Annotated in this window: 18 protein-coding genes and 1 other RNA gene; 15 read left to right on the top strand and 4 right to left on the bottom strand. The window is 68.2% G+C overall.

Going from position 1 to position 20,644, the window contains the following annotated elements:
- Position 1: 1 nt before the first annotated feature.
- Genes LZ005_RS17515 through LZ005_RS17495 form a run of 5 tightly spaced genes read left to right on the top strand, consistent with a single transcriptional unit; the run spans position 2 to position 4,235 of the window.
- Positions 2 to 1,528: a PilC/PilY family type IV pilus protein gene (locus LZ005_RS17515; protein WP_237809792.1), complete on the top strand. Its 1,527-nt coding sequence runs from the start codon at positions 2 to 4 to the stop codon at positions 1,526 to 1,528.
- Positions 1,525 to 1,971, top strand: coding sequence for a type IV pilin protein (locus tag LZ005_RS17510; protein ID WP_237809791.1), 447 nt, complete (start codon positions 1,525 to 1,527; stop codon positions 1,969 to 1,971). The genes LZ005_RS17515 and LZ005_RS17510 overlap by 4 nt, the downstream gene beginning before the upstream one ends.
- A 2-nt stretch (positions 1,972 to 1,973) precedes the next feature.
- Entirely contained in the window at positions 1,974 to 2,477 is a 504-nt protein-coding gene (locus LZ005_RS17505; protein ID WP_237809790.1) for a GspH/FimT family pseudopilin, read from the top strand.
- Positions 2,478 to 2,497: 20 nt separating this feature from the next.
- Positions 2,498 to 3,604: a bifunctional diaminohydroxyphosphoribosylaminopyrimidine deaminase/5-amino-6-(5-phosphoribosylamino)uracil reductase RibD gene (gene ribD, locus LZ005_RS17500; protein ID WP_237809789.1), complete on the top strand. Its 1,107-nt coding sequence runs from the start codon at positions 2,498 to 2,500 to the stop codon at positions 3,602 to 3,604.
- Positions 3,605 to 3,608: 4 nt separating this feature from the next.
- A complete protein-coding gene (locus LZ005_RS17495) occupies positions 3,609 to 4,235 on the top strand; it encodes a riboflavin synthase (RefSeq protein WP_237809788.1) in 627 nt (208 codons plus the stop codon).
- 3 nt (positions 4,236 to 4,238) lie between these two features.
- Here LZ005_RS17495 and LZ005_RS17490 read toward each other — a convergent pair whose 3' ends face one another.
- The gene (locus tag LZ005_RS17490; RefSeq protein ID WP_237809787.1) at positions 4,239 to 5,336 is read right to left on the bottom strand and encodes a phytanoyl-CoA dioxygenase family protein; all 1,098 of its coding nucleotides are present in this window, start codon (positions 5,334 to 5,336) and stop codon (positions 4,239 to 4,241) included.
- A complete protein-coding gene (locus LZ005_RS17485) occupies positions 5,294 to 6,025 on the bottom strand; it encodes a hypothetical protein (RefSeq protein WP_237809786.1) in 732 nt (243 codons plus the stop codon). The genes LZ005_RS17490 and LZ005_RS17485 overlap by 43 nt, the downstream gene beginning before the upstream one ends.
- 121 nt (positions 6,026 to 6,146) lie before the next feature.
- On the opposite strand from LZ005_RS17485, the gene LZ005_RS17480 reads away from it, so the two are divergent.
- The gene (locus LZ005_RS17480; protein ID WP_237809785.1) at positions 6,147 to 8,087 is read left to right on the top strand and encodes a S9 family peptidase; all 1,941 of its coding nucleotides are present in this window, start codon (positions 6,147 to 6,149) and stop codon (positions 8,085 to 8,087) included.
- A gap of 37 nt (positions 8,088 to 8,124) precedes the next feature.
- Here LZ005_RS17480 and LZ005_RS17475 read toward each other — a convergent pair whose 3' ends face one another.
- The gene (locus LZ005_RS17475) at positions 8,125 to 10,935 is read right to left on the bottom strand and encodes a pitrilysin family protein (protein ID WP_237809784.1); all 2,811 of its coding nucleotides are present in this window, start codon (positions 10,933 to 10,935) and stop codon (positions 8,125 to 8,127) included.
- A 127-nt stretch (positions 10,936 to 11,062) separates the two neighbouring features.
- Between LZ005_RS17475 and ribBA the strand changes: the two genes are divergently transcribed.
- From ribBA to nusB, 3 genes are read left to right on the top strand one after another with little or no spacing between them, the layout of a single operon-like run.
- Positions 11,063 to 12,172: a bifunctional 3,4-dihydroxy-2-butanone-4-phosphate synthase/GTP cyclohydrolase II gene (gene ribBA / locus LZ005_RS17470; protein WP_237809783.1), complete on the top strand. Its 1,110-nt coding sequence runs from the start codon at positions 11,063 to 11,065 to the stop codon at positions 12,170 to 12,172.
- Between the two features lie 27 nt (positions 12,173 to 12,199).
- Positions 12,200 to 12,679 carry a 6,7-dimethyl-8-ribityllumazine synthase gene (gene ribH / locus LZ005_RS17465; RefSeq protein ID WP_237809782.1) on the top strand — a complete coding sequence of 160 codons (480 nt, stop codon included), beginning with the start codon at positions 12,200 to 12,202 and terminating at the stop codon, positions 12,677 to 12,679.
- A gap of 4 nt (positions 12,680 to 12,683) precedes the next feature.
- Complete coding sequence (gene nusB, locus LZ005_RS17460; protein ID WP_237809781.1) at positions 12,684 to 13,145, top strand: transcription antitermination factor NusB; 462 nt, start codon at positions 12,684 to 12,686, stop codon at positions 13,143 to 13,145.
- Positions 13,146 to 13,208: 63 nt separating this feature from the next.
- Here the strand turns inward: nusB and LZ005_RS17455 are convergent, their stop codons facing one another.
- Complete coding sequence (locus LZ005_RS17455; RefSeq protein WP_237809780.1) at positions 13,209 to 14,078, bottom strand: lytic transglycosylase domain-containing protein; 870 nt, start codon at positions 14,076 to 14,078, stop codon at positions 13,209 to 13,211.
- Between the two features lie 466 nt (positions 14,079 to 14,544).
- On the opposite strand from LZ005_RS17455, the gene ubiD reads away from it, so the two are divergent.
- The 6 genes from ubiD to LZ005_RS17425 all read left to right on the top strand — a co-directional run bounded on the left by ubiD (position 14,545) and on the right by LZ005_RS17425 (position 20,597).
- Positions 14,545 to 16,029 (top strand): 4-hydroxy-3-polyprenylbenzoate decarboxylase, encoded by a 1,485-nt coding sequence (gene ubiD, locus LZ005_RS17450; protein ID WP_237809779.1) that lies wholly within the window; start codon positions 14,545 to 14,547, stop codon positions 16,027 to 16,029.
- Positions 16,030 to 16,073: 44 nt separating this feature from the next.
- Positions 16,074 to 16,172: signal recognition particle sRNA small type (ffs, locus tag LZ005_RS17445), an RNA gene on the top strand.
- Between the two features lie 73 nt (positions 16,173 to 16,245).
- Positions 16,246 to 18,462: a DNA polymerase III subunit gamma/tau gene (locus LZ005_RS17440; RefSeq protein ID WP_237809778.1), complete on the top strand. Its 2,217-nt coding sequence runs from the start codon at positions 16,246 to 16,248 to the stop codon at positions 18,460 to 18,462.
- Between the two features lie 26 nt (positions 18,463 to 18,488).
- Positions 18,489 to 18,815, top strand: a complete 327-nt coding sequence (locus LZ005_RS17435; protein ID WP_237809777.1) for a YbaB/EbfC family nucleoid-associated protein — start codon at positions 18,489 to 18,491, stop codon at positions 18,813 to 18,815.
- Positions 18,816 to 18,822: 7 nt separating this feature from the next.
- Entirely contained in the window at positions 18,823 to 19,416 is a 594-nt protein-coding gene (recR, locus tag LZ005_RS17430) for a recombination mediator RecR (RefSeq protein WP_237809776.1), read from the top strand.
- On the top strand, positions 19,413 to 20,597 hold the full coding sequence (locus LZ005_RS17425) for a CaiB/BaiF CoA-transferase family protein (protein ID WP_237809775.1): 1,185 nt from the start codon (positions 19,413 to 19,415) through the stop codon (positions 20,595 to 20,597). The genes recR and LZ005_RS17425 overlap by 4 nt, the downstream gene beginning before the upstream one ends.
- Positions 20,598 to 20,644: the final 47 nt, after the last annotated feature.

Raw genomic sequence — 20,644 nt, 5'->3', positions numbered from 1 at the left:
GATGTTGTTGCAGAGTCTGGCCGGCCAGTGTCCGGCCGCGCCCGGTCCGAGCCTGGTGGTGGCCCCGGCCGCTCTGGTGCTGACCGCCGCCGACGGCAGCGATGGGCGCCTGCGCCTGCAGCCGCTGGGCGCGCCTGCGCCCGGCTGGGAGGCGGCCGAGCGCCTGGCCAGCCAGGCCACGCGCCAGCTCTACACGGCCGAGGACGGACGCCTGCTGCCGCTGGCCCCGGACAGCCTCGCGCCCACCCTGCGCGCACGCGTGCTCGGGGCGGACGGGCGGCGCCTGGGCGACACCAGCCACAGCCAGCCGGCCGCCAGCGCCACGGCCGTGCTGGTCGGGGCCGATGACGGCCTGCTGCATGGCTTCGCCCTGGCCGATGGGCGCGAGTGGTTCGGCTTTCTGCCGCCCGCCCTGCGCGAGGACAGCGGCGCCCTGGCCTGGCCCGGTCCGGCCGCACCCGAGCCCGCCGTGGCCGAGCTGGCGCTGCAGGGCGCGCCGCGCACGGTGCTGGCCGCGGCCGTCGGGGCCGGGCATCCGGGCCTGTTCGCGCTCGACATCAGCCAGCCGGCGCGCCTGCTCGACGGCCTCGGTCTGCTGTGGGACTTCAACGACCGCCAGATCGGCATGCTGTCCGGCGCGCCGCGTTTCGTCCAGCTGCGCCTCGACGGCCGCCTGCGCCCGTTTGTGCTGGCCGTCGGCGAGGCCGTGTATCTGCTTGCGCTCGACAAGCTGCCCGGGACCGCGTGGGCGCAGGGCAGCAACCTGTTCCGCTTGAGCATAGGCGGCACGCGCCGCCTGTCGCCGCCGGGCCTGGTGACCCAGGCCGACGGCAGCCTGCGCTTCATCTATGTGGGCGACAACCATGGCCTGCTGTGGCGCTTTGACCTGCGCGCCGGCCGCCCCGGCCCCGAGAGCGTGCCGGCGCGCCCGCTGTTCAGCGCCACCGACCGCGATGGGCGCCCGCAGGCGATCCGCGCGGCCCCGCGCGTGCTGATGGCGGCCGACGGCAGCTATCTGGTGGTGGCCGGCACGGCCGATGCGCGCGCTGCCAACAGCCTGTATGCGATCCCGGACACCGAGGCCGGGCCGACCCACACCCTGAGCCGCAGCGAGCTGGGCCTGGCCGGACGCGGCTGGCTGCGCGAGCTGCAGCCGTCCCAGGACCAGGTGCTGAGCGCGCCTCAGGTGGTGGCCGGCCAGCTGGCAGTCGACGCCAGCCATGCCGATGGCCCCTGCAGCGCGGTGCTGACCACTTATGTGCTCGATCCCCTGAGCGGCAAGACGCGCAGTGTCAGCAGCACGCCGGTGGCCCAGCTGAGCGCGGCCGCGCCGATGCTGCTGCTGCCCACGCCGCTGCGCAGCCAGCGCAGCGGGCCGCACCAGGCGCGCGAACTGCGCAGCATCAGCATCGCCCACCTCGACCGCGACGGGCAGCTGCGTGTGGCCGAGCGGCTCGACAGCAGCCAGCCCGTGCGCCGCCTCAGCTGGCGCGAGCTGGCCGACTGGCAGCCCGGAGTCCATCCATGAAGCGGCGCGGCTTCAGCCTGCTTGAACTGCTGGTGGTGCTGACCATCATCGGCCTGCTGGCGATGCTGGCTTACCCCAGCTATGCCGCCTATGTCACGCGCACCCGCCGTAGCGAGGGCCAGATCGCCCTGCTCGAAATCCTGCACCAGCAGGAGCGCTATTTCACGCTGCACAACCGTTTTGCCGCCTTTTCGGCCCAGGGCGGCGGGCCCGACAGTGGGCGCTTCAAGTGGTGGTCGGGCAGCGCCCCGGCCAGCAGCGCCTACGAATTATCAGGCGAGGCCTGCCCCGGCCGTCAGCTCGACGAATGCATCCTGCTGCGCGCCGAGCCCGGCACGGCGCGCGTCGATGCGCGTTTTCGCGACCCCGATTGCGGCACCCTCATGCTCAGCAGCGAGGGCGAGCGCCGGCCGGCCCCGAGCCGCGCGCGCTGCTGGCCTTAGCCATGGCGCGCGCCTTTACCCTGGTGGAAATGCTCGTGGTGCTGGCGATCCTGGCGGCCAGCGCCACCCTGGCCCTGCCGTCGGCGCGCGCCTTTGTCGCCCAGGCCGAATTGCGCAGCGCGAGTGTCGACCTGTTGGCCGCCGTGCGCGCCACGCGCAGCCTGGCCGTGGCACACAACCGCGTCGTCTATCTGCTGCCGGCCGGCGCCGACCTGAGCGCGGGCTGGCTGCTCGCCACCGACCCCGGCGGTGCCGGCGTGCTGGCGCGCCACGGTCCCTTGCCGGCCGGGGTCACGGTGGCCAGCCGCATGTCGAATGGCGCAGGCGGCGTCTACATTGCCTATAATGGCGCTGGCCGTCCGTGCAGCATGGCCAGCCCCCTGGCCGCCCGCTGGGGCACGCTGAGCCTGCATCACAACGGCCACGAGCGCCGCATCATCATCAATATGCTGGGCCGCCCGCGTCTGTGCGACCCGGGGCGGGCCGACAGCCATTGCGGCAGTTAAGGAACCGACCCCCGCGAAACGTGCAACTGACCGACGACATCTCCGCCATGCGCCTGGCCCTGGACTGGGCCGCCAAAGGCATCGGCCTGACTTCCCCCAATCCGCGCGTGGGCTGCGTGATCGTGCGCGACGGCCAGCTGCTGGGCGCCGGCCACACCCAGCCGCCCGGACAGGACCATGCCGAGATTCAGGCGCTGAAGGACGCGGCCGCGCGCGGCCACGATGTGCGCGGCGCCACCGCCTATGTCACGCTCGAGCCTTGCAGCCATTTCGGCCGCACGCCGCCGTGCGCGGACGCCCTCGTGCGCGCCGGCCTGGGCCGGGTGGTGGCGGCCGTCGGCGACCCCAATCCGCTGGTGGCGGGGCAGGGCATGGCACGCCTGGCCGCGGCCGGCATCGGCACCGAACTGGGCCTGCTGGCGCGCGCGGCCGAGGACATCAACATCGGCTTCTTCAAACGCATGCGCAGCGGCCTGCCCTGGGTGCGCATCAAGAGCGCCGCCAGCCTCGATGGCAAGACGGCCCTGCACAACGGCGCCAGCCAATGGATCACCGGCGAGGCCGCGCGCGCCGATGGCCACGCCTGGCGCGCGCGCGCCGACGCCATCCTGACCGGGATCGGCACCGTGCGCGCCGATAACCCGCAGATGACGGTGCGCGCCGTCGCCACGCCGCGCCAGCCGCGCCGCGTGATCGTCGACAGCCAGCTCGACATCGATCCGGCCGCGCGCATCCTCAGCGGCGACCCGTGCTGGATCGCCTGCGCCGCCACCCCCGATCCCGCCAAGGCCGAGCTGCTGCGCGCGCGCGGCCATGAAGTCTGGGAGCTGCCCAACGCGCACGGCAAGGTCGATTTGCCGCGCCTGATGCTGGAACTGGGGCGGCGCGCCATCAATGAAGTGCATGTCGAGGCCGGCCACAAGCTGCATGGCTCGCTCGTGCGCGAAGCCTGCGCCGATGAACTGCTGCTGTATCTCGCGCCCAGTCTGCTGGGCGAGGGCCAGGGTATGTTCGCGCTCGGCCCCTATCAACAATTGAGCGAGCAGCACCGCCTGCAATTCCATGAGGTGCAGATGATTGGTCCCGATCTGCGCCTGCTCGCCCGTTTCAACGCCAACCAGGAATAAGCCCATGTTTACCGGAATCGTCGCCGCCGTCGGCCGCATTCAATCCGTTACCCCGCTCGCCCAGGACGCCAATGCCGGCGTGCGCCTCGTCATCGACGCCGGTGGCCTGCCGCTGGCCGATGTCGCCCTCGGCGACTCGATCGCTCTCAACGGCGCCTGCATGACCGTGGTCGAGAAAACCGCCAGCAGCTTCACCGTCGATGTCTCGCGCGAGAGCCTGAACTGCACGGTCGGCCTCGATGCGCCGGGCGAGGTCAATCTCGAAAAAGCCCTGACCCTGGCCGACCGCCTCGGTGGCCATCTGGTCTCGGGCCACGTCGATGGTCTGGGCAGCGTCCACAGTTTCGAGCCGGTCGGCGAATCGCGTGAACTGATCATCGATGTCCCCAAGGCGCTCAGCAAATACCTGGCCTTCAAGGGCTCGATCGTCGTCAACGGCGTCTCGCTGACCGTCAACCGCGTGACCGACACCGACAGCGCCTGCCGCATCTCGATCAATCTGATTCCGCATACGGTGGCCGTGACGACGCTGCGCCATCTGCACGCCGGCGCCAAGGTCAATCTCGAAGTCGACCTGATTGCCCGCTACGTCGAGCGCATGCTCTCGGTCGAAGGCGTGCGCCAGGGCTGAGGCTCAGGGACGCAGGCGGCGCCGTTCGGCGTGGCCGTGGCGCAGATAATGCGCGAGCGGGTCGACGCCGGCCGCCGCCACATCCGGGTTGGCGCACAGGTAGGCGTCGGCGTCGAACTGATACGGCCCGTTCGGCTGGGTCGAGCGTAGTGCCTCGAACACGGCCTCCGGAATCTCCCAGCCCGCATAGGTCTGTCGCATCGGCTCGCCGGTGGCGATATTGCGCAGGCGGCGAAAGTAGATCTGGCCGTAGAAGGGGTCGGAGAACATTGGTGCGTACCAGGCCGTTCCCTCGAAGAAGTAGTGGGTCACCTGCGACCAGCGCGTGAGCTGGCGGTTCAGCTGCGGGCTACCGCCATGCATCAGGTTCGCGGCCCAGATCAGCGCTTGTCCCTTCTTCGCCGTGAACAGCTGGCGCTGTGCGCCCTTGGCGGCGATCAGGGCCTGCCACATCGGCTCGTAGATTGTCTGGTCGGGCCGCGCGGGCAGGGTCGACACGCAGCGCCCCACATGTTCGTTGCCGTAGATCGGCCACTGATGGCTGCCCGGGTAGTAGAACAGCGGTCCCTGATCGAGGCTGACATCTTCGAGCGCGACCCAGACGCCGCACATGAAGCGCTCCGGCGCGGAGTTGAAGTGCACGGCGTCGGTGTGCGCACCCTGCTGTGTCCCGACCGGGAAGTTCAGGGTCTGGAAGGGCCAGGCGCGCGCGCCGTACAGGCGGCTGAGCAGGTCGAGCACGGCCCCGTTGGCGGCGATGCGCTGCACGGCCGGAATGCCGGTCCAGGCGTCGCGGATGCGCAGATCGGCGCCGCCGCCGCTGCGAAAGCGCTCCCAGTCCGGGCCTGCAAAATGCGGCGTCAGCGCCGCCTGGATCTCGGCCGCCAGGCGCTCGAAGTCCGGTTCGGGAAAATCGATGACAGCATAGCCGTGTTCGTGCAGCTGCTGTGCGAGCGCGCGCGTGGCCGGATCGGCGTCGGCGAACAGGGGCGCGAAGAACGGGGATTCAATCGCCGGTACGCCCGGCAGGGGATTGGTGAAGGCGGGCGCGTTCGGAGTCATGGCCGCATTATGCCAGCCGGCCGCGCGCTGGCCTTCCACAGCGCCTCCACCTGCGCGGTGTGGGCCTTGTAGTAGTTGCGATTGAAGGCCAGATAGTAGGTGCCGCTCGAGAGCGCGGGTGTCAGCAGCTCCAGGCGGCCGCGGAATTCGGGCCGCTCCAGCAAGGCGCGCGCATCGCCCGCGTAGGTGGCCATCACATTGCTGCGCCCGGCCAGCACCTTCTGCGCATTCTGTTCATTGGCCAGGCCGCCGCCGTCGCCGGGAATGCCGTGGGCGCGCAGGGCGGCGCCGACCTCGCGGTAGTTTTGGATGTACATCACCTGGCCGCTCAGGCCGCGCAGCTGCTGACCGTCCCAGCTCACGCGGCTGCCGGCCGCGCGCAGCAGCACCAGCTCGGTCTGGACCAGCGCACGCGCCGCATCGGGCGCGCCCTCGCGCAGCGGGAAGGCAAATTCGGCCAGGGCCTCGGGGTTGGCGCTCGACCCGAGCAGCGCGTCCATTGTCCCGCGCGCGACTTCGGCTTTGCAGCGCGGCCAGGGCAGGGCCACCAGTTCGAGCGCAAAATCCAGGCGCGGCGCCAGCTGGCGCAGGCGCTGCTGCAGCAGGCCATCGCGCTCGCCGTAGGTGTAGGGCACCCAGTCGTTGCGGTCGGCGCAGACCCGCAGCGGCAGCGGCGCGGCGCTGGCCAGCACGGGCAGCAGCAGAACGAGAAGGCGAAGGGCAGACATGGTCGGCATCGGCGGCAGTGACGAGGCCATTCTACACATGCATATGCACGCTTGTCAGTCTGCACAGCAGGCGCGATTTTCCATTACACTCGTCGACGCCTTGACCACCTGACGGAGACCCATGAAAGCCCTGACCCTGTTCGCCGGGGTCGGCATGCTGGCCACAAGCCTCGCCTACGCCGACACCCCCGCCATCCGCGAATTCCGCTCGCTCGCCCTGGACCCGAGCGGCACCCGTATTGCCAGCGTGGAGACCGTCTCCGCCGCCACGCCGGGCAAACGTCCGCATGCCAGCATCGTCGTGCGCGATGCGAAGAGCGGCGCCATCGTCGCTCAGTACGATCCCTGCGCCGCCTGTAGTTACGAGCAGCCGTCCTGGTCGGCCGACGGCCAGCGCATGGCCTTCATCGGCAGCGAGGCGGCGCGCAATAGCGCCACCCTGTATCTGGTCAGCGCCGGCAAAACCGAAGCCCTGACCCAGGTGAAGGGGATCGCCAGTACGCCGCGCTTTGCCCCGGACGGACAGCAGATCGCGCTGCTGGCCACGATCGACGCCAAGAAGGCGGCTGGCGCCACCGAGGCCGGCGCGCGCCTGGTCGGCGAAATCGGCAGCAGCGAAGACGAGCAGCGCATCGGCGTCGTGCCGGTGCAGGGCGGCAGCCTGCGCCTGGTGTCGCCGGACGACACCTATGTGTATGAATACGACTGGGCGCCCGACAGCAAGGGCTTCGCCGTCACCAGCGCCAAGGGCAATGGCGACAGCAACTGGTGGATCGCCACCCTCGGCTACGTCGATCTGGCCAGCGGCAAGCTGCGCGTGATCGCCGCGCCCAAGATGCAAATGAACCTGCCGCGCGTGGCGCCGGACGGTCAGAGCGTGGCCTTCGTCGGTGGCTTGATGAGCGACTTCGGCTCGATCGGCGGCGATGTCTATCAGGTGCCGCTGGCGGGCGGCACGCCGCGCAACCTGACCCCGAATTACCGCGGCAGCTTCAATGGCCTGGCCTGGCGCGGCAAGCAGCTGTACGCCTCGGCCCTGATCGGCGCCGACCACGCGGCCGTGCGCATCGATCCGGCCAGCGCCGCCGTGCAGGTGCTGTGGCAGGCGCCGGTGACGACGCGCGCAGCCGCGCGCCAGGGCCGCATCGACTTCTCGGCCGACGGCAAGCTGTCGGCCTTCATCGCCGAGGACTTTACGTCGGCCGAACGGATCATGGCCGGCCCGGTCGCCAAGCCGGTCGCCATCACCCAGGACAACGCCCACCTGCAGGCAGTCATCAGCGCGCGTAGCCTGAGCTGGACCAACGAGGGCTTCCAGGTGCAGGGCTGGCTGGTCGGCCCGCTGAAGACGGAGCCGGGCAAGAAGTATCCGATGGTCGTCACCGTGCATGGCGGCCCGGCCGCCGCGGTCTCGCCGCGCTACGTGGGCGAGGGCGATCTGGGCAACCCGCTGGTGCGCGAGCTGACCCAGCGCGGCTACTTCGTGTTCATGCCCAATCCGCGCGGCAGCTATGGCCAGGGCAGCGCCTTCACCAGCGCCAACCGCGCCGACTTCGGCGGCGGCGACTGGCGCGACATTCTGGCCGGCGTCGACACCGCCATCGCCCAGGCCCCGATCGACGGCCAGCGCCTCGGCCTGATGGGCCACTCGTATGGCGGCTTCATGACCATGTGGGGCGTGACCCACAGCCTGCGCTTCAAGGCTGCCGTGGCCGGCGCCGGCATCGCCAACTGGATCAGCTACTACGGCCAGAACGGCATCGACACCTGGATGCCGCCGTTCTTCGGCGCCACCGCCTACGATGATCCGGCCGTGTACCGCCGTGCCTCGCCGATCGAGACGATCAAGGCCGCGCGCACGCCGACCCTGATCTACGTCGGTGAGCGCGACGTCGAATGCCCGCCGGCGCAGTCGATGGAATTCTGGAAGGGACTCAAGGCCCAGGGCGTGGAAACCAGCCTGGTGATCTACGAAGGGGAAGGGCACGCGCTGCGCAAGCCCGAACATCAGAAGGACCTGCGCGCGCGTCAGCTGGCGTGGTTCGATAAATACCTGAAGTGATGCCAGCACGGGCGGGGGCTGGCCCCCGCCCTGGCGTTCAGGCCTTGGGTTCGGGCTTGAGCGCCATCTGCAGATAGTTGTTCATGTCGAAGTAGCGCTGCGCCGCCGCCTGCAACTGGGCCGGCGTCACCGCAGCGATCCGCTCCGCCACCGTCAGGATGCGCTCCGGGTCGTCGCCATACAGCGCGGCGCTCAGCAGCTGACTGGCCCAGTAGCCGTTCTCCTTCAGATTGCGCTCGTAGCCAAGCCGCATGGCCGTTTTCACCTTCTCGATGTCGGCTGCGCTCGGGCCTTCCTTCTGGATCTTCTCGATTTCGCCGAGCGCGGCGGCCGCCACCTTGTCCACATTGTCGGGCGCGCAGGTGAAGTTCACGTCGAGCCGGTAGTTCCCGTGCGGCGTGCGGCCCATGCCGCCGGAGACGCCGCCGCTGTACACGAGCTGCAGTTTTTCGCGCACCACCTCGGTGAGCTTGATGTTGATGATCTGATTCAGCATGTTCAGACGCAGGGCCTCGTCGGGGTCGTAGGACGTGTCGCCGCCGAAGCTAATGCGCAGCATGCTCTTCGCTTCACTCCCCTTGAACAGCACCTCCTTGCGCACGCCGCGCAGCGTCGGCGGCGTGCGGTCCACCACCTCGGTCGGCAGCTCGCCGACCGGCAGGGTGCCCAGGTAGTCGGCCAGCAGCGGCTTGACGGTCTCGACGTCGAAGGCGCCCACCATCACGAAGCGGAAGCCCTTGGCGCTTTGGAAGCGCGGATCATGCAGGCCGCTGGCTTCGAGCAGGGTCAGGCCCGCGTAGTCGCTGGCCTGCGGCAGGCGCGGTCCGCGCGGGTGGTTCTGGTAGAGGGTGCGCAGGAACTGGTCGACGAACCAGTTCTCCGGGCTTTGCTGCAGATTGCGCAGGGCGGTCTGCTGGCGCTCCAGCATGGTGTTAAACAGGCCTTCGTTGCGCAGCATCGGGCTGAAACGCATATGGGTCATCTGCAGCATCGGCTCCAGTTCGGCCTTGGTGGCGCCGCCGCCGACCGACTCGGTGTAGTCGGCACGGCCCATGGTCGACCCGGCCGGGCGGCCCGCCAGCAGCTTCTGGATGTCGCTGCTCGACAGGGTGCCCACGCCCAGGCTGCCCGCCATCTGGGTGGCCAGGCTGGCGCGGCGGAAGCTGGCATCCGATTCGAGCGCGGTGCCGCCGTAGCGGATGCCGCTCAGCGCGATCTGGTCGTTATTGAAGCTGGTCGGCTTGAGAATGATCTCCAGCCCGTTGGCAAAGCGCAGCGTGGTGGTGCCCAGTTTGGCGTTGACGGTTTCGGCCACGATCTTGCCGCCGCTGGGGCGCGCGACCAGTTGGCCGCTGACGGCCTTGTCTTCGTGCTTGGCCAGCTTGGCCTCGAGCGGCGCGCTGGCGGCGGCCAGGATCGCCGCTTCGCTCGGGACCGGGGCCTCGCCCTTGTCGCTGCCGCTGAAGGCGACCAGCAGGGCCGGATCGGGCTGCAGCAGGCGGCGTGCGCGCGCATTCAGTTCGTCCAGCGTGACGGCCTGCAACACCTCGAGCTTGAAGGCGCGCTCGGCGTCGCGCGCGGCGATCGGTTCGCCGTCGAGGAAATTGCGGATGTATTCGGCCGCCAGCGCGCCCGAGTCCTGCTTGTCCTGCTCCTTCACCATGTGGTCGAGATTGGCGATCATGTTCTTCTTCACGCGCTCCCATTCGGCTGCCGTGAAGCCGTGCTGGCGCACGCGCTCGGCCTCGGTCAGCAGGGCGCGGATGGCCGCTTCGCTGCCCGCCTTGTTGACCACCGCGCCGGCACTGAGCACACCGGCCTCGCCCACCAGTTTGCCGCGTCCCAGGCCGGCGGCCATGAAGGGCGCGTTCGGCTGCTCGGCGATTTCATTGAAGCGGGTCGCCATCATGTTCTGCACGGCGCCATCGAGCAGGCGCTCGCGCGCCACGCCGTAGCTGCCCTGGCGCGGCTGCTTGAAGATGGCCAGCTGCAGCTGCACGCTGTTCGTCGTCATCTCCGGATCGGTCGCCACGATGCTGGCCGAGGCCTGGCGCGGCGCCACGTCGTAGCTGACGCGCGGACGCGCACCGGCCGGGTTGCTGAGCGCGCTGAAATGGGCGCGGATCTGCTGCTCGGCCTCCTGCGGGTCGATGTCGCCGACCACCACCACGGCCATCAGGTCGGGGCGGTACCAGTCGCGGTAGAAGCGGCGCAGGGTGTCCGGCTTGAAGGTCTTGAGCACGGTTTCGTCGCCGATCGGCAGGCGCTGCGCATAGCGCGAGCCATTGAGCTGCAGCGGCAGCAGCTTGCGCATCAGGCGTTCGCCCGCGCCTTTCCCGCGCCGCATTTCCTCCAGCACGATGCCGCGTTCGGCGTCGATGTCGGCGTCGGTCAGACTCAGGCCGTGGGCCCAGTCTTCCAGCACCTGGAAGCCCTGGCGCACGTGGGCCGGGTCCTTGGTCGGAATCGGCAGGATGTAGACGGTTTCGTCGAAGCTCGTGTAGGCATTCAGGTCGGCGCCGAAGCGCACGCCGATCTGCTGCAGATAGTCGATCAGCTGGTTCTTCTGAAAATGGGTCGAGCCATTGAAGGCCATGTGCTCGGTGAAGTGGGCCAGGCCGCGCTGGTCTTCGTCTTCCTGCACCGAGCCGGTTTTCACCACCAGGCGCATCTCGACGCGCTTTTCGGGGCGCGCATTGCGCTGGATGTAGAAGCTGAGCCCGTTGTCGAGCTTGCCGACGCGGACCTGGGGGCCGACGGGGATCAGGGCGGCCGGGTCGGGTGCGGCCCACAGGGGCAGGCTCCAGGCCAGGATCAGGGCACTACAGGCATACTTCACACGCAACATGGCTCCACCGGAAAAAATTAACGAATTGCTATCATAAGCGCCGCCGGGCGGGCTTGGCAACTGCCGGGGCTGCTCTCGATCGGGTAGAATAGAGGATTACGCGCGAGGCGCAGGAAACACTGACATCATGAGCATTTCGAGCATCCAAGAAATCGTCGACGAGCTGCGTGCTGGCCGCATGGTCATCCTGGTGGACGAGGAAGACCGCGAGAACGAGGGCGACCTTGTGCTGGCGGCCGATTTCGTCACGCCCGAGGCCATCAACTTCATGGTCAAGTACGCGCGCGGCCTGGTCTGCCTGACGCTGACCGAGGAGCGCTGCCGCCAGCTCAATCTGCCGATGATGGCGACCAATAACGGCACCCAGTTCGGCACCAATTTCACCGTCTCGATCGAGGCGGCCGAGGGGGTGACGACGGGGATCTCGGCGGCCGACCGCGCACGCACCATCCAGGTGGCGGTGGCGCGCGAGGCCAAGCCGGCCGACATCGTCCAGCCGGGCCACATCTTCCCGCTGAAAGCCGTCAAGGGCGGCGTGCTGATGCGCGCCGGCCATACCGAAGCCGGCTGCGACCTGACCGCCATGGCCGGCCTGACCCCGGCCTCGGTGATCTGCGAGATCATGAAGGACGACGGCACGATGGCGCGCCTGCCGGACCTGATCGAGTTCGCCAAGGAACACAATCTGAAGATCGGCACCATTGCCGACCTGATCCAGTATCGCAGCGCCAATGAATGCATGGTCGAGCGCGTGGCCGAGCGCCAGCTCGACACGGCGGCCGGCAGCTTCCGCCTGCTCGCCTACCGCGACAAGCCGAGCGGCTCGGCCCACCTGGTGCTGGTGCACGGCGAGGTCACGCCCGAGCGCGAAACCCTGGTGCGCGTGCACCAGCCGGTCTCGATTCTCGACCTGCTCGAGCAGAAGGTCACGACCCACTCGTGGAGCGTGGCCTCGGCCATGGCCGCCATCCAGCGCGCCGAACGCGGCGTGATGGTGCTGCTCAATTGCGAGGAATCGGCCGAGCAGCTGTTCGCCCAGTTCGACGCCCTCGACAAGCCGGCCGTCAAGCCGGCCGGGCGCGCCGCCAGCATGGATCTGCGCACCTATGGCATCGGCGCCCAGATTCTCAAGGACGTCGGGGTCGGCAAGATGAAACTGCTGGCCAGCCCGCGCAAGATGCCTTCCATGACCGGCTACCACCTCGAAGTGACGGGCTACCAGCCCAAGCCGGAATAAACAACAAAAACAGCAAAGGACCAGACCATGACGGTAGGAACCTACGAAAAGAACCTGGACGGCAGCGGCCTGCGCATCGGCGTGGTGCAAGCCCGTTTCAATGAAGATGTCTGCCACGGCCTGCTGGCCAGCTGCCTGGCCGAGCTCAAGCACCTGGGCGTGGCCGACGAGGACACCCTGCACGTGAGCGTGCCGGGCGCGCTCGAAATCCCGCTGGCCCTGCAGCGCATGGCCGAAACCCAGCAGTTCGACGCCCTGATCGCGCTCGGCGCCGTGATTCGCGGTGAAACCTATCACTTCGAACTGGTGTCCAATGAATCGGGCGCCGGCATCACGCGCGTGAGCCTCGACTATTCGATCCCCATCGCCAATGCCGTGCTGACCACCGAGAACGATGAGCAGGCCGAAGTGCGCATGGCCACCAAGGGCGCCGAGGCGGCGCGCGTGGCGGTCGAGATGGCGAATCTGCTGATCGCGCTCGAAGAACTGAATCCCGAAGAGGAATGAGCGCATGACTGAGAAAACCACGCACGCCAACCCGAACAAGAACCGCACGCCGCGCCATCGCGCGCGCGAGTTCGCCCTGCAGGGCCTGTATCAGTGGCTGCTCAATCACGATGACCCGAACACGGTGGTCAACAATATGCGCGGCGCGCATGGCTTCGATAAGGCCGATGGCGAGCATTTCGTGCTGCTGCTGCGTGGCGCCATCCGTCACGTCGAGGACTTGCGCGCCGACCTCGCCCCCGTGCTCGACCGGCCGATCAGCGAGCTGTCGCCGATCGAACACGCGGTGCTGGTGCTGGGCGCCTACGAACTGAAGAACCACCTCGACATTCCCTACAAGGTCGTCATCAACGAGGCGGTCGAGCTGGCCAAGAGCTTTGGCGGCGTGGACGGGCACAAATACGTCAACGGCGTGCTCGACAAGCTGGCGCCCAAGCTGCGTCCGGACGAAACGGCCGCGCGCTGAGCATTGCGCAGGGCATAAAAAAACGCGGCCGAGGCCGCGTTTTTTATTGGGAGCAGGGCAGGCTTACAGACCGGCCAGCTGTTCGCTCTTGGCCGTCTGGCGCGCGGTCTCGGTCTTCGGTTCTTTCTCGACCGGGGCCACGGCTTTGGGGATGGTCACGGGCACGCTCTTGCCGCCAGCGACCTGCTTGAGGCGGTTGTACTCGGCCAGTACGCTGGCGCTGTAGCCGGCGTCGCTCTCGGCCGCACCGGCGCCGACGTAGTTTTTCAGGCCGGCTTCAATCGAGCCCGAGCGGCGCACATACTCCTTCAGGATCTGGGCGCCGACGCGGATGTTGGCGACCGGATTCAGAGCTGCCTGGACGCCGCCCATTTCCTCGAATTTGTCCTGGTGCACCTTGGACATCACCTGCATCAGGCCCTGGGCGCCCATCGGGCTTTCGGCAAACGGGTTCAGGCCCGATTCGATGGCCATCACGGCCAGAATCAGCAGCGGGTCCATCTTGGTTTCATGGGCCGTCAGATAGGCGGTCGAGACCAGCATATTGGTGGCATCGCTGGCCACGCGGTAACGCTTGCTGAGCCAGGACGTCACGGCTTGCTGCTGCTTGCGGCTGCCCAGCAGGGCTTTTTCCTCGGCCGTCGGGGCGCTGTCGGCTTCGACGGCGGGTTGCTCCATCAGAGCGGCCAGATCCGGAGCCAAGGCCGGCGCCTCTTGCACCTGGTCCTGGGTCAGGAACTGCGACACTTGCTTGGCCAGCTCAGGCTTGGCGGCCAGCAGGGCGATGGCGGCGACGGCCGACAGGCCGAACAGGGTCAGCGTATGTTGTGCTGCCGCCAGCACATTACGCAGCACATTTGCCGCGCGTTCAAGCACGGCCGGCTGGCTAGCCGGGCGGGTAACGTTGTTACCCAGAGTGGATCGATGCAACATGCTACCTCCTTTGTCGCGGCAAAAGCTGTCCAGTCGCGCGTTGGCGCGTTCCGGTCTGCGTCATGCCGTGCATCAGATTTTTCGTCAGGCTCCACCAGGGCGGTGGGGGTCTGACGCCTTAATTGCCCGCTAAACTGGCGCTCCCTCGTCCAGGAGCAGGCAATGCGTTTCGGGGGAAGGCAGACGCCTTATGAAAAAACACTCCTTAAAATGTCATGTGGGGCCCCGTCCCCCGTGGGTGGATGAGTCGGCTACAATCCAGTCGCGACATTGAGGCGAGGTGCCAACTCATACGATGGACCGCATTGTAGGGGGCGGTTTATATCAAGTCAATACTAACGCAAGTGTGTCTTATTACTTTTAGATATTGATTTTCCTGCTGCACCGCCGCAAACCCACATAGAATCAAGGACTTGGCTCGCTCTTTTTAAGCGGCCTGAACGGAACCCTGTTACAAACGAAAACGATGAAATACGCTGATTTACGCGATTTTATTGCCCAGTTGCAAAACTTGGGCGAATTAAAACGGGTCGCCGTGCCGGTCTCGCCCCATCTCGAAATGACCGAGGTGTGCGACCGCACGCTGCGCGCCGGCGGGCCGGCGCTGCTGTTTGAAAAGCCGACCGGGCACAGCATGCCGGTGCTGGGTAATCTGTTCGGCACGCCGCGCCGGGTGGCGCTCGGCATGGGCGCCCAGGACCTGTCCGAGCTGCGCATGATCGGCCATGTGCTGGCGCGCCTGAAGGAGCCGGAGCCGCCCAAGGGCTTCGGCGACATGAAGAAGATGGTCGACCTGGTCAAGGCCGTGTGGGACATGGCGCCCAAAGAGAAAAGCAGCGCGCCCTGCCAGGACGTGGTGTGGGAAGGGCAGGACGTCGACCTCGGCCGCCTGCCGATCCAGCACTGCTGGCCGGGCGACGTGGCGCCGCTGATCACCTGGGGGCTGGTCATTACCAAGGGCCCCAATAAGAAGCGTCAGAATCTGGGCATCTACCGCCAGCAGCTGCTCGGTCCGAACAAGCTGATCATGCGCTGGCTGGCGCACCGCGGCGGCGCGCTCGATTTTCGCGAGCACTGCCTGCGCAACCCGGGTCAGCCGTATCCGATCGCGGTGGCGCTCGGGGCCGATCCGGCCACCATTCTGGGCGCGGTGACGCCGGTGCCGGACAGCCTGTCCGAATACCAGTTCGCCGGCCTGCTGCGCGGCAGCCGCACCGAGCTGGTCAAGGCGATCGGCTCCGAACTGCGCGTGCCGGCCTCGGCTGAAATCGTGCTCGAAGGGCATATCTATCCGGACGCAAGCGACCCGAGCGGCTATGAGCATGCGCTCGAAGGCCCGTATGGCGACCACACCGGCTATTACAATGAGCAGGACCGCTTCCCGGTGTTCACGGTCGACCGCATCACCATGCGGCGCGACCCGATCTACCACTCGACCTACACGGGCAAGCCGCCCGACGAGCCGGCCGTGCTGGGCGTGGCCCTGAATGAAGTCTTCGTGCCGCTGCTGCAAAAGCAGTTCAGCGAGGTGACCGACTTCTATCTGCCGCCCGAGGGCTGCAGCTACCGCATGGCCATCGTCCAGATGAAGAAGGCCTACCCGGGCCATGCCAAACGGGTGATGTTCGGGGTCTGGAGCTTCCTGCGCCAGTTTATGTATACCAAGTTCATCGTGGTGGTGGACGAGGACGTGAACATCCGCGACTGGAAAGAGGTCATCTGGGCGATCACCACCCGGGTCGATCCGACCCGCGACACGACCCTGGTCGACAACACGCCGATCGATTATCTGGACTTTGCCTCGCCGGTTTCGGGCCTGGGTTCGAAGATGGGCATCGACGCCACCAACAAGTGGCCGGGCGAGACCGCGCGCGAATGGGGCCGCACGATCACCATGAGCGAGGCGGTCAAACTGCGGGTCGACGAGATCTGGCAACAGCTCGGTTTGTAAGAGGGTTTGGCGTGCGCGCCCCGGGACTGATATAATGCGTCCCGGGCGGGCCCCTGCGCATTGTGGCATGGTCAACCTGGTCAGGTCGGGAACGAAGCAGCCACAGCTATTCCCCACAAGTGCCGCAGATCAGGCTCGCCTCCTTTCTCCCTCTATCATTCCCTGCGCTGGTTGCTACAATGGCGGTTTGACTGTCGGCCGGAGTACAATCTGAGCATGTCTTATCAAGTCCTCGCCCGCAAATACCGTCCCCGCAACTTCGAGACCCTGGTCGGGCAGGAGCACGTGGTGCGCGCCCTGTCGCACGCGCTGCGCACCCAGCGCCTGCACCATGCCTATCTGTTTACCGGGACGCGCGGCGTGGGCAAGACCACGCTCTCGCGCATTCTGGCCAAGAGCCTCAACTGCACCGGCCCGGACGGGCAGGGCGGGGTGACGGCCGAGCCCTGCGGCCAGTGCGAGGCCTGCGTGGCCATCGACGGCGGCCGCTTCGTCGACTACATCGAAATGGACGCGGCCTCGAACCGCGGCGTCGACGAAATGGCGCAGCTGCTCGAACAGGCCATCTACGCCCCGTCCAACGCGCGCTTCAAGGTCTATATGATCGACGAAGTGCACATGCTGACCAACCACGCCTTCAACGCCATGCTGAAGACGCTGGAAGAGCCGCCGCCGCATATCAAGTTCATCCTCGCCACCACCGATCCGCAGAAGATTCCGGTGACGGTGCTGTCGCGCTGCCTGCAGTTCAATCTGAAGCAGATGCCGCCCGGGCACATCATCGGCCATCTCGAGAACATTCTCGGGCAGGAGGGCATCGGCTTCGAGCAGCCGGCCCTGCGCCTGCTGGCCCAAGGGGCGCACGGCTCGATGCGCGATGCGCTCTCGCTGACCGACCAGGCGATCGCCTATGCGGCCGGGCAGGTGACGCTGGAAGCCGTGCAGGGCATGCTGGGCGCGCTCGATCAGAGCTTCCTGGTGCGCCTGCTGGACGCGCTGGCGCGCAATGACGGCGCCGATCTGATGGCCGTGGCCGACGAAATGGCCAGCCGCAGCCTGTCTTACAACGCCGCCCTGCAGGACCTGGCGACCCTGCTGCACCGCGTGGCCCTGGCCCAGAGCGTGCCGGCCGCCGTGCCCGAAGACCTGCCCGAATACGCCGACATCCTGCGCCTGGCCGAGCTGTTCGACCCGCAGGAAGTGCAGCTGTATTATCAAATCGCCGTCCACGGCCGCAATGAAATGGGCCTGGCGCCCGATGAATACGCGGGCTTCAGCATGACGCTGCTGCGCATGCTGGCCTTCCGTCCCGAGAACGGCGCAGCCGCTGGCGGCGGCGCCAAGCCGACCGGTCCGGCTACGGCCGGCCAGGCGCGCAGCATGGCCGGCGAGGCCCGCGCGGCCGCCATGGCGGCGGCTGGCGCGGCGCGCCCGGCAGCGCGTCCGGCGCCGCAGGCCGCTGCCCCGGCGCCCGCACCAGTGGCGGCTGCACCGGCACCCGCACCGATGGCGGCTGCTCCGGCGCCTGCCCCGGTGGCTGAAATCCCGGCACCGGCGCCGCTGGCCGCAGCGCCGGTCCCCGCGCCGGCCGATCCGGTCGCTGTCGCGCCGGCAGCCCCCGTGCCCGCGCCGAGCGCGGAAGCGGCACCGGCTGCTGCCGCGCCGCTCAGCCCCGCGCGCGCCGCCATCCAGGCCGCGCTCGAAGCAGCACGCGCCGCTTCGCGCGGCAAGCCGGGTGCGGGCGCCATCAGCGGCGCCACCCCGCGTCCGGCGCCGGCCCCGGCGCCCGTGGCCGCGCCGCCTGCGGCGGCCCCGGTCGCGCGCGCCGCCGCCCCGGCCGCCCAGGACGAGGGCGATGTGGTGGCCGAGGCGCCGCCCTGGGACCTGGGCCAGGCCGAGGCCGTGCCCGACGATGAACCGCCTGCCTGGGCCACCGGCTTCCCCGAGGAAGCCCAGGCCGCACCGGCTGCAGCGCCCGTGGCGCGCGCGCCGGCCGCGCCGCGCACCGAGCATGTGATCGCGCCGCTGCCCGCCATCGGCTGGAACGGCAACTGGCCCGAGCTGGCCGCCGGCCTGCCGCTGCGCGGCGTGGCCCAGCAGCTGGCGGTGCAAACCGAATTGGTCAGCGCCAGCTGCGACGGCCATGCGGCCCACTTCAAGCTGCGCGTGCCGGTCGATACCTTGCGCGCCAGCGGCAATACTGAGAAACTCGCGGCCGCGCTGCAGGAGCGCTTCCCTGAGGTGCGCGTCAATCTCGAGATCGAGATCGGGCCGGTCTGGCATACGGCCAGCGCCTTTGCCCAGGCCGCGCGCGAGGCGCGCCAGCGCGCCGCCGAAGAACTGGTCGAGCGCGACCCCTTCGTTCAGGACATGATGCGCCTGCTCGGCGCGAGCGTGATTCCCGGTTCGGTGAAACCGCCCGAAACCGCCTAAGCCATTCAAGAAAAGGAAAAGCTACCATGATGAAGAACCAACTCGCCGGTCTGATGAAACAGGCCCAGGCCATGCAGGACAATATGCGCAAGGCGCAGGAACAGCTGGCCACGATCGAAGTCGAAGGCCAGGCTGGCGCCGGCCTGGTGAAGGTCGTCATGACCTGCAAAAACGACGTCAAGCGCGTCAGCATCGACCCCTCGCTGCTGGCCGACGACAAGGACATGCTGGAAGACCTGGTCGCCGCCGCCTTCAACGACGCCGTGCGCAAGGCCGAAGCCACGGCCTCGGAAAAAATGGGTGCGCTGACGGCCGGTATGCCGCTGCCCCCGGGCTTCAAGATGCCGTTCTGAGGAAGGCGTGACCGCGAAGTCGCTCGATTTTCTGACCGAAGCCCTGCGCCGCCTGCCTGGCGTCGGGCCGAAGTCGGCGCAGCGCATGGCCTACCATCTGCTGCAGCACGACCGCGAAGGCGCTGCCATGCTCGCGCGCGCGCTGTTCCAGGCGGTCGAGCAGGTCCATCACTGCGCCCTGTGTAACACCTTCAGCGAAAGCGAAGTGTGCGACACCTGCGCCGATCCCGAGCGCGACACGGCCCTGCTGTGCGTGGTCGAGACCCCGGCCGACCAGATGATGATCGAGCAGACCCTGACCTACAAGGGCCGCTACTTCGTGCTGATGGGACGCCTGTCGCCGCTGGACGGCATCGGGCCGAAGGACATCCATCTCGAAAAACTGATGCAGCGCGCCGCCGATGGTCTGGTGCGGGAAGTGGTCCTGGCGACCAATTTCACCAGCGAGGGCGAGGCCACCGCCCACTACATCGCCGAAATGCTGAAGGCGCGCGGCCTGCAGGTCAGCCGCCTGGCGCGCGGGGTGCCGGTCGGCGGCGAGCTCGAATACGTGGACGCCGGCACCATCGCGCGCGCCATGCTGGACCGCCGCAGCACATGACGGCGCTGAAAGGCATCAAGGTGCTTGAACTGGGCACGCTGATCGCGGGCCCGTTCTGCGCGCGCATGCTGGGCGAATTCGGCGCCGACGTCATCAAGATCGAAACCCCGGACGGCGGCGACCCGCTGCGCAGCTGGCGCGTGCTGAAGGACGGCACCTCGCTGTGGTGGGCGGTCCAGGCGCGCAACAAGAAGAGCGTCACCCTGAACATGAAGCACGCCGAGGGCCGCGCCCTGGCGCGCCGGCTGGCGCTGGAAGCCGACATCATCGTCGAAAACTACCGCCCCGGCGTGCTGGAAAAATGGGGCCTCGGCTACGAGCAGCTGAAGGCCGACAAGCCCTCGACCATCATGGTGCGCCTGTCCGGCTTTGGCCAGACCGGCCCGATGCGCGACCAGCCGGGCTTCGGCGCGGTCGGCGAATCGATGGGCGGGCTGCGCTACGTGTCCGGCCACCCGGACCGGCCGCCGGTGCGCGTCGGGATCTCGATCGGCGATTCGGTCGCCGCCCTGCATGGCGTGATCGGCGCGCTGATGGCGCTGCGCCACCGCGACGTGACGGGCCAAGGCCAGATGGTCGACGTGGCCCTGTACGAGTCGGTCTTCAATCTGATGGAATCGCTGGTGCCGGAATTCGACTACGCCGGTGTGGTGCGCGAGCGCACCGGCGGCGCCCTGCCGGGCATCGTCCCGTCCAACACCTACACCACGCGCGATGGCCAGAACATCGTCATCGCCGGCAATGGCGACGCGATCTTCAAGCGCCTGATGACGGCCATCGGCCGCTACGACATGGCCGAGGATCCGGCGCTGGCCCGCAATGACGGGCGGGTGCCGCGCACGGCCGACATCGACGGCGCCATCCAGGCCTGGTGCGCCACCCACGACATCGACAGCGCGCTGGCCGTGCTGACGGCGGCCGACGTGCCGGCCTCGAAAATCTACTCGGTGCGCGATATGCTGCAGGACCCGCAATTCCTCGCGCGCGGCATGTTCGAGCAGGCCGCCTTCGCCGACGGCACCCCGATCAAGCTGCCGGCGGTCACGCCCAAGCTGTCGGCCACGCCCGGCGGCACCGCCTGGATCGGCCCCGCCCTGGGCGCCCACACCGATGAAGTCTTGGCCAGCCTGGGCCTGTCGGCCGAGGAGATCGCGGCCCTGCGCGCCGACGGCGCGATCTGAGCGCCACACTGCCCCTGAAGCAAATCAATCGCTGCCTGAACTGGTCC

The organism is Massilia sp. TS11, from assembly GCF_022012445.1.
Taxonomy (GTDB): Bacteria; Pseudomonadota; Gammaproteobacteria; order Burkholderiales; family Burkholderiaceae_D; genus Telluria.
The sequence above is the reverse complement of the archived record's forward strand: the minus strand, read 5'-3'. Positions and strand labels throughout refer to the sequence as shown.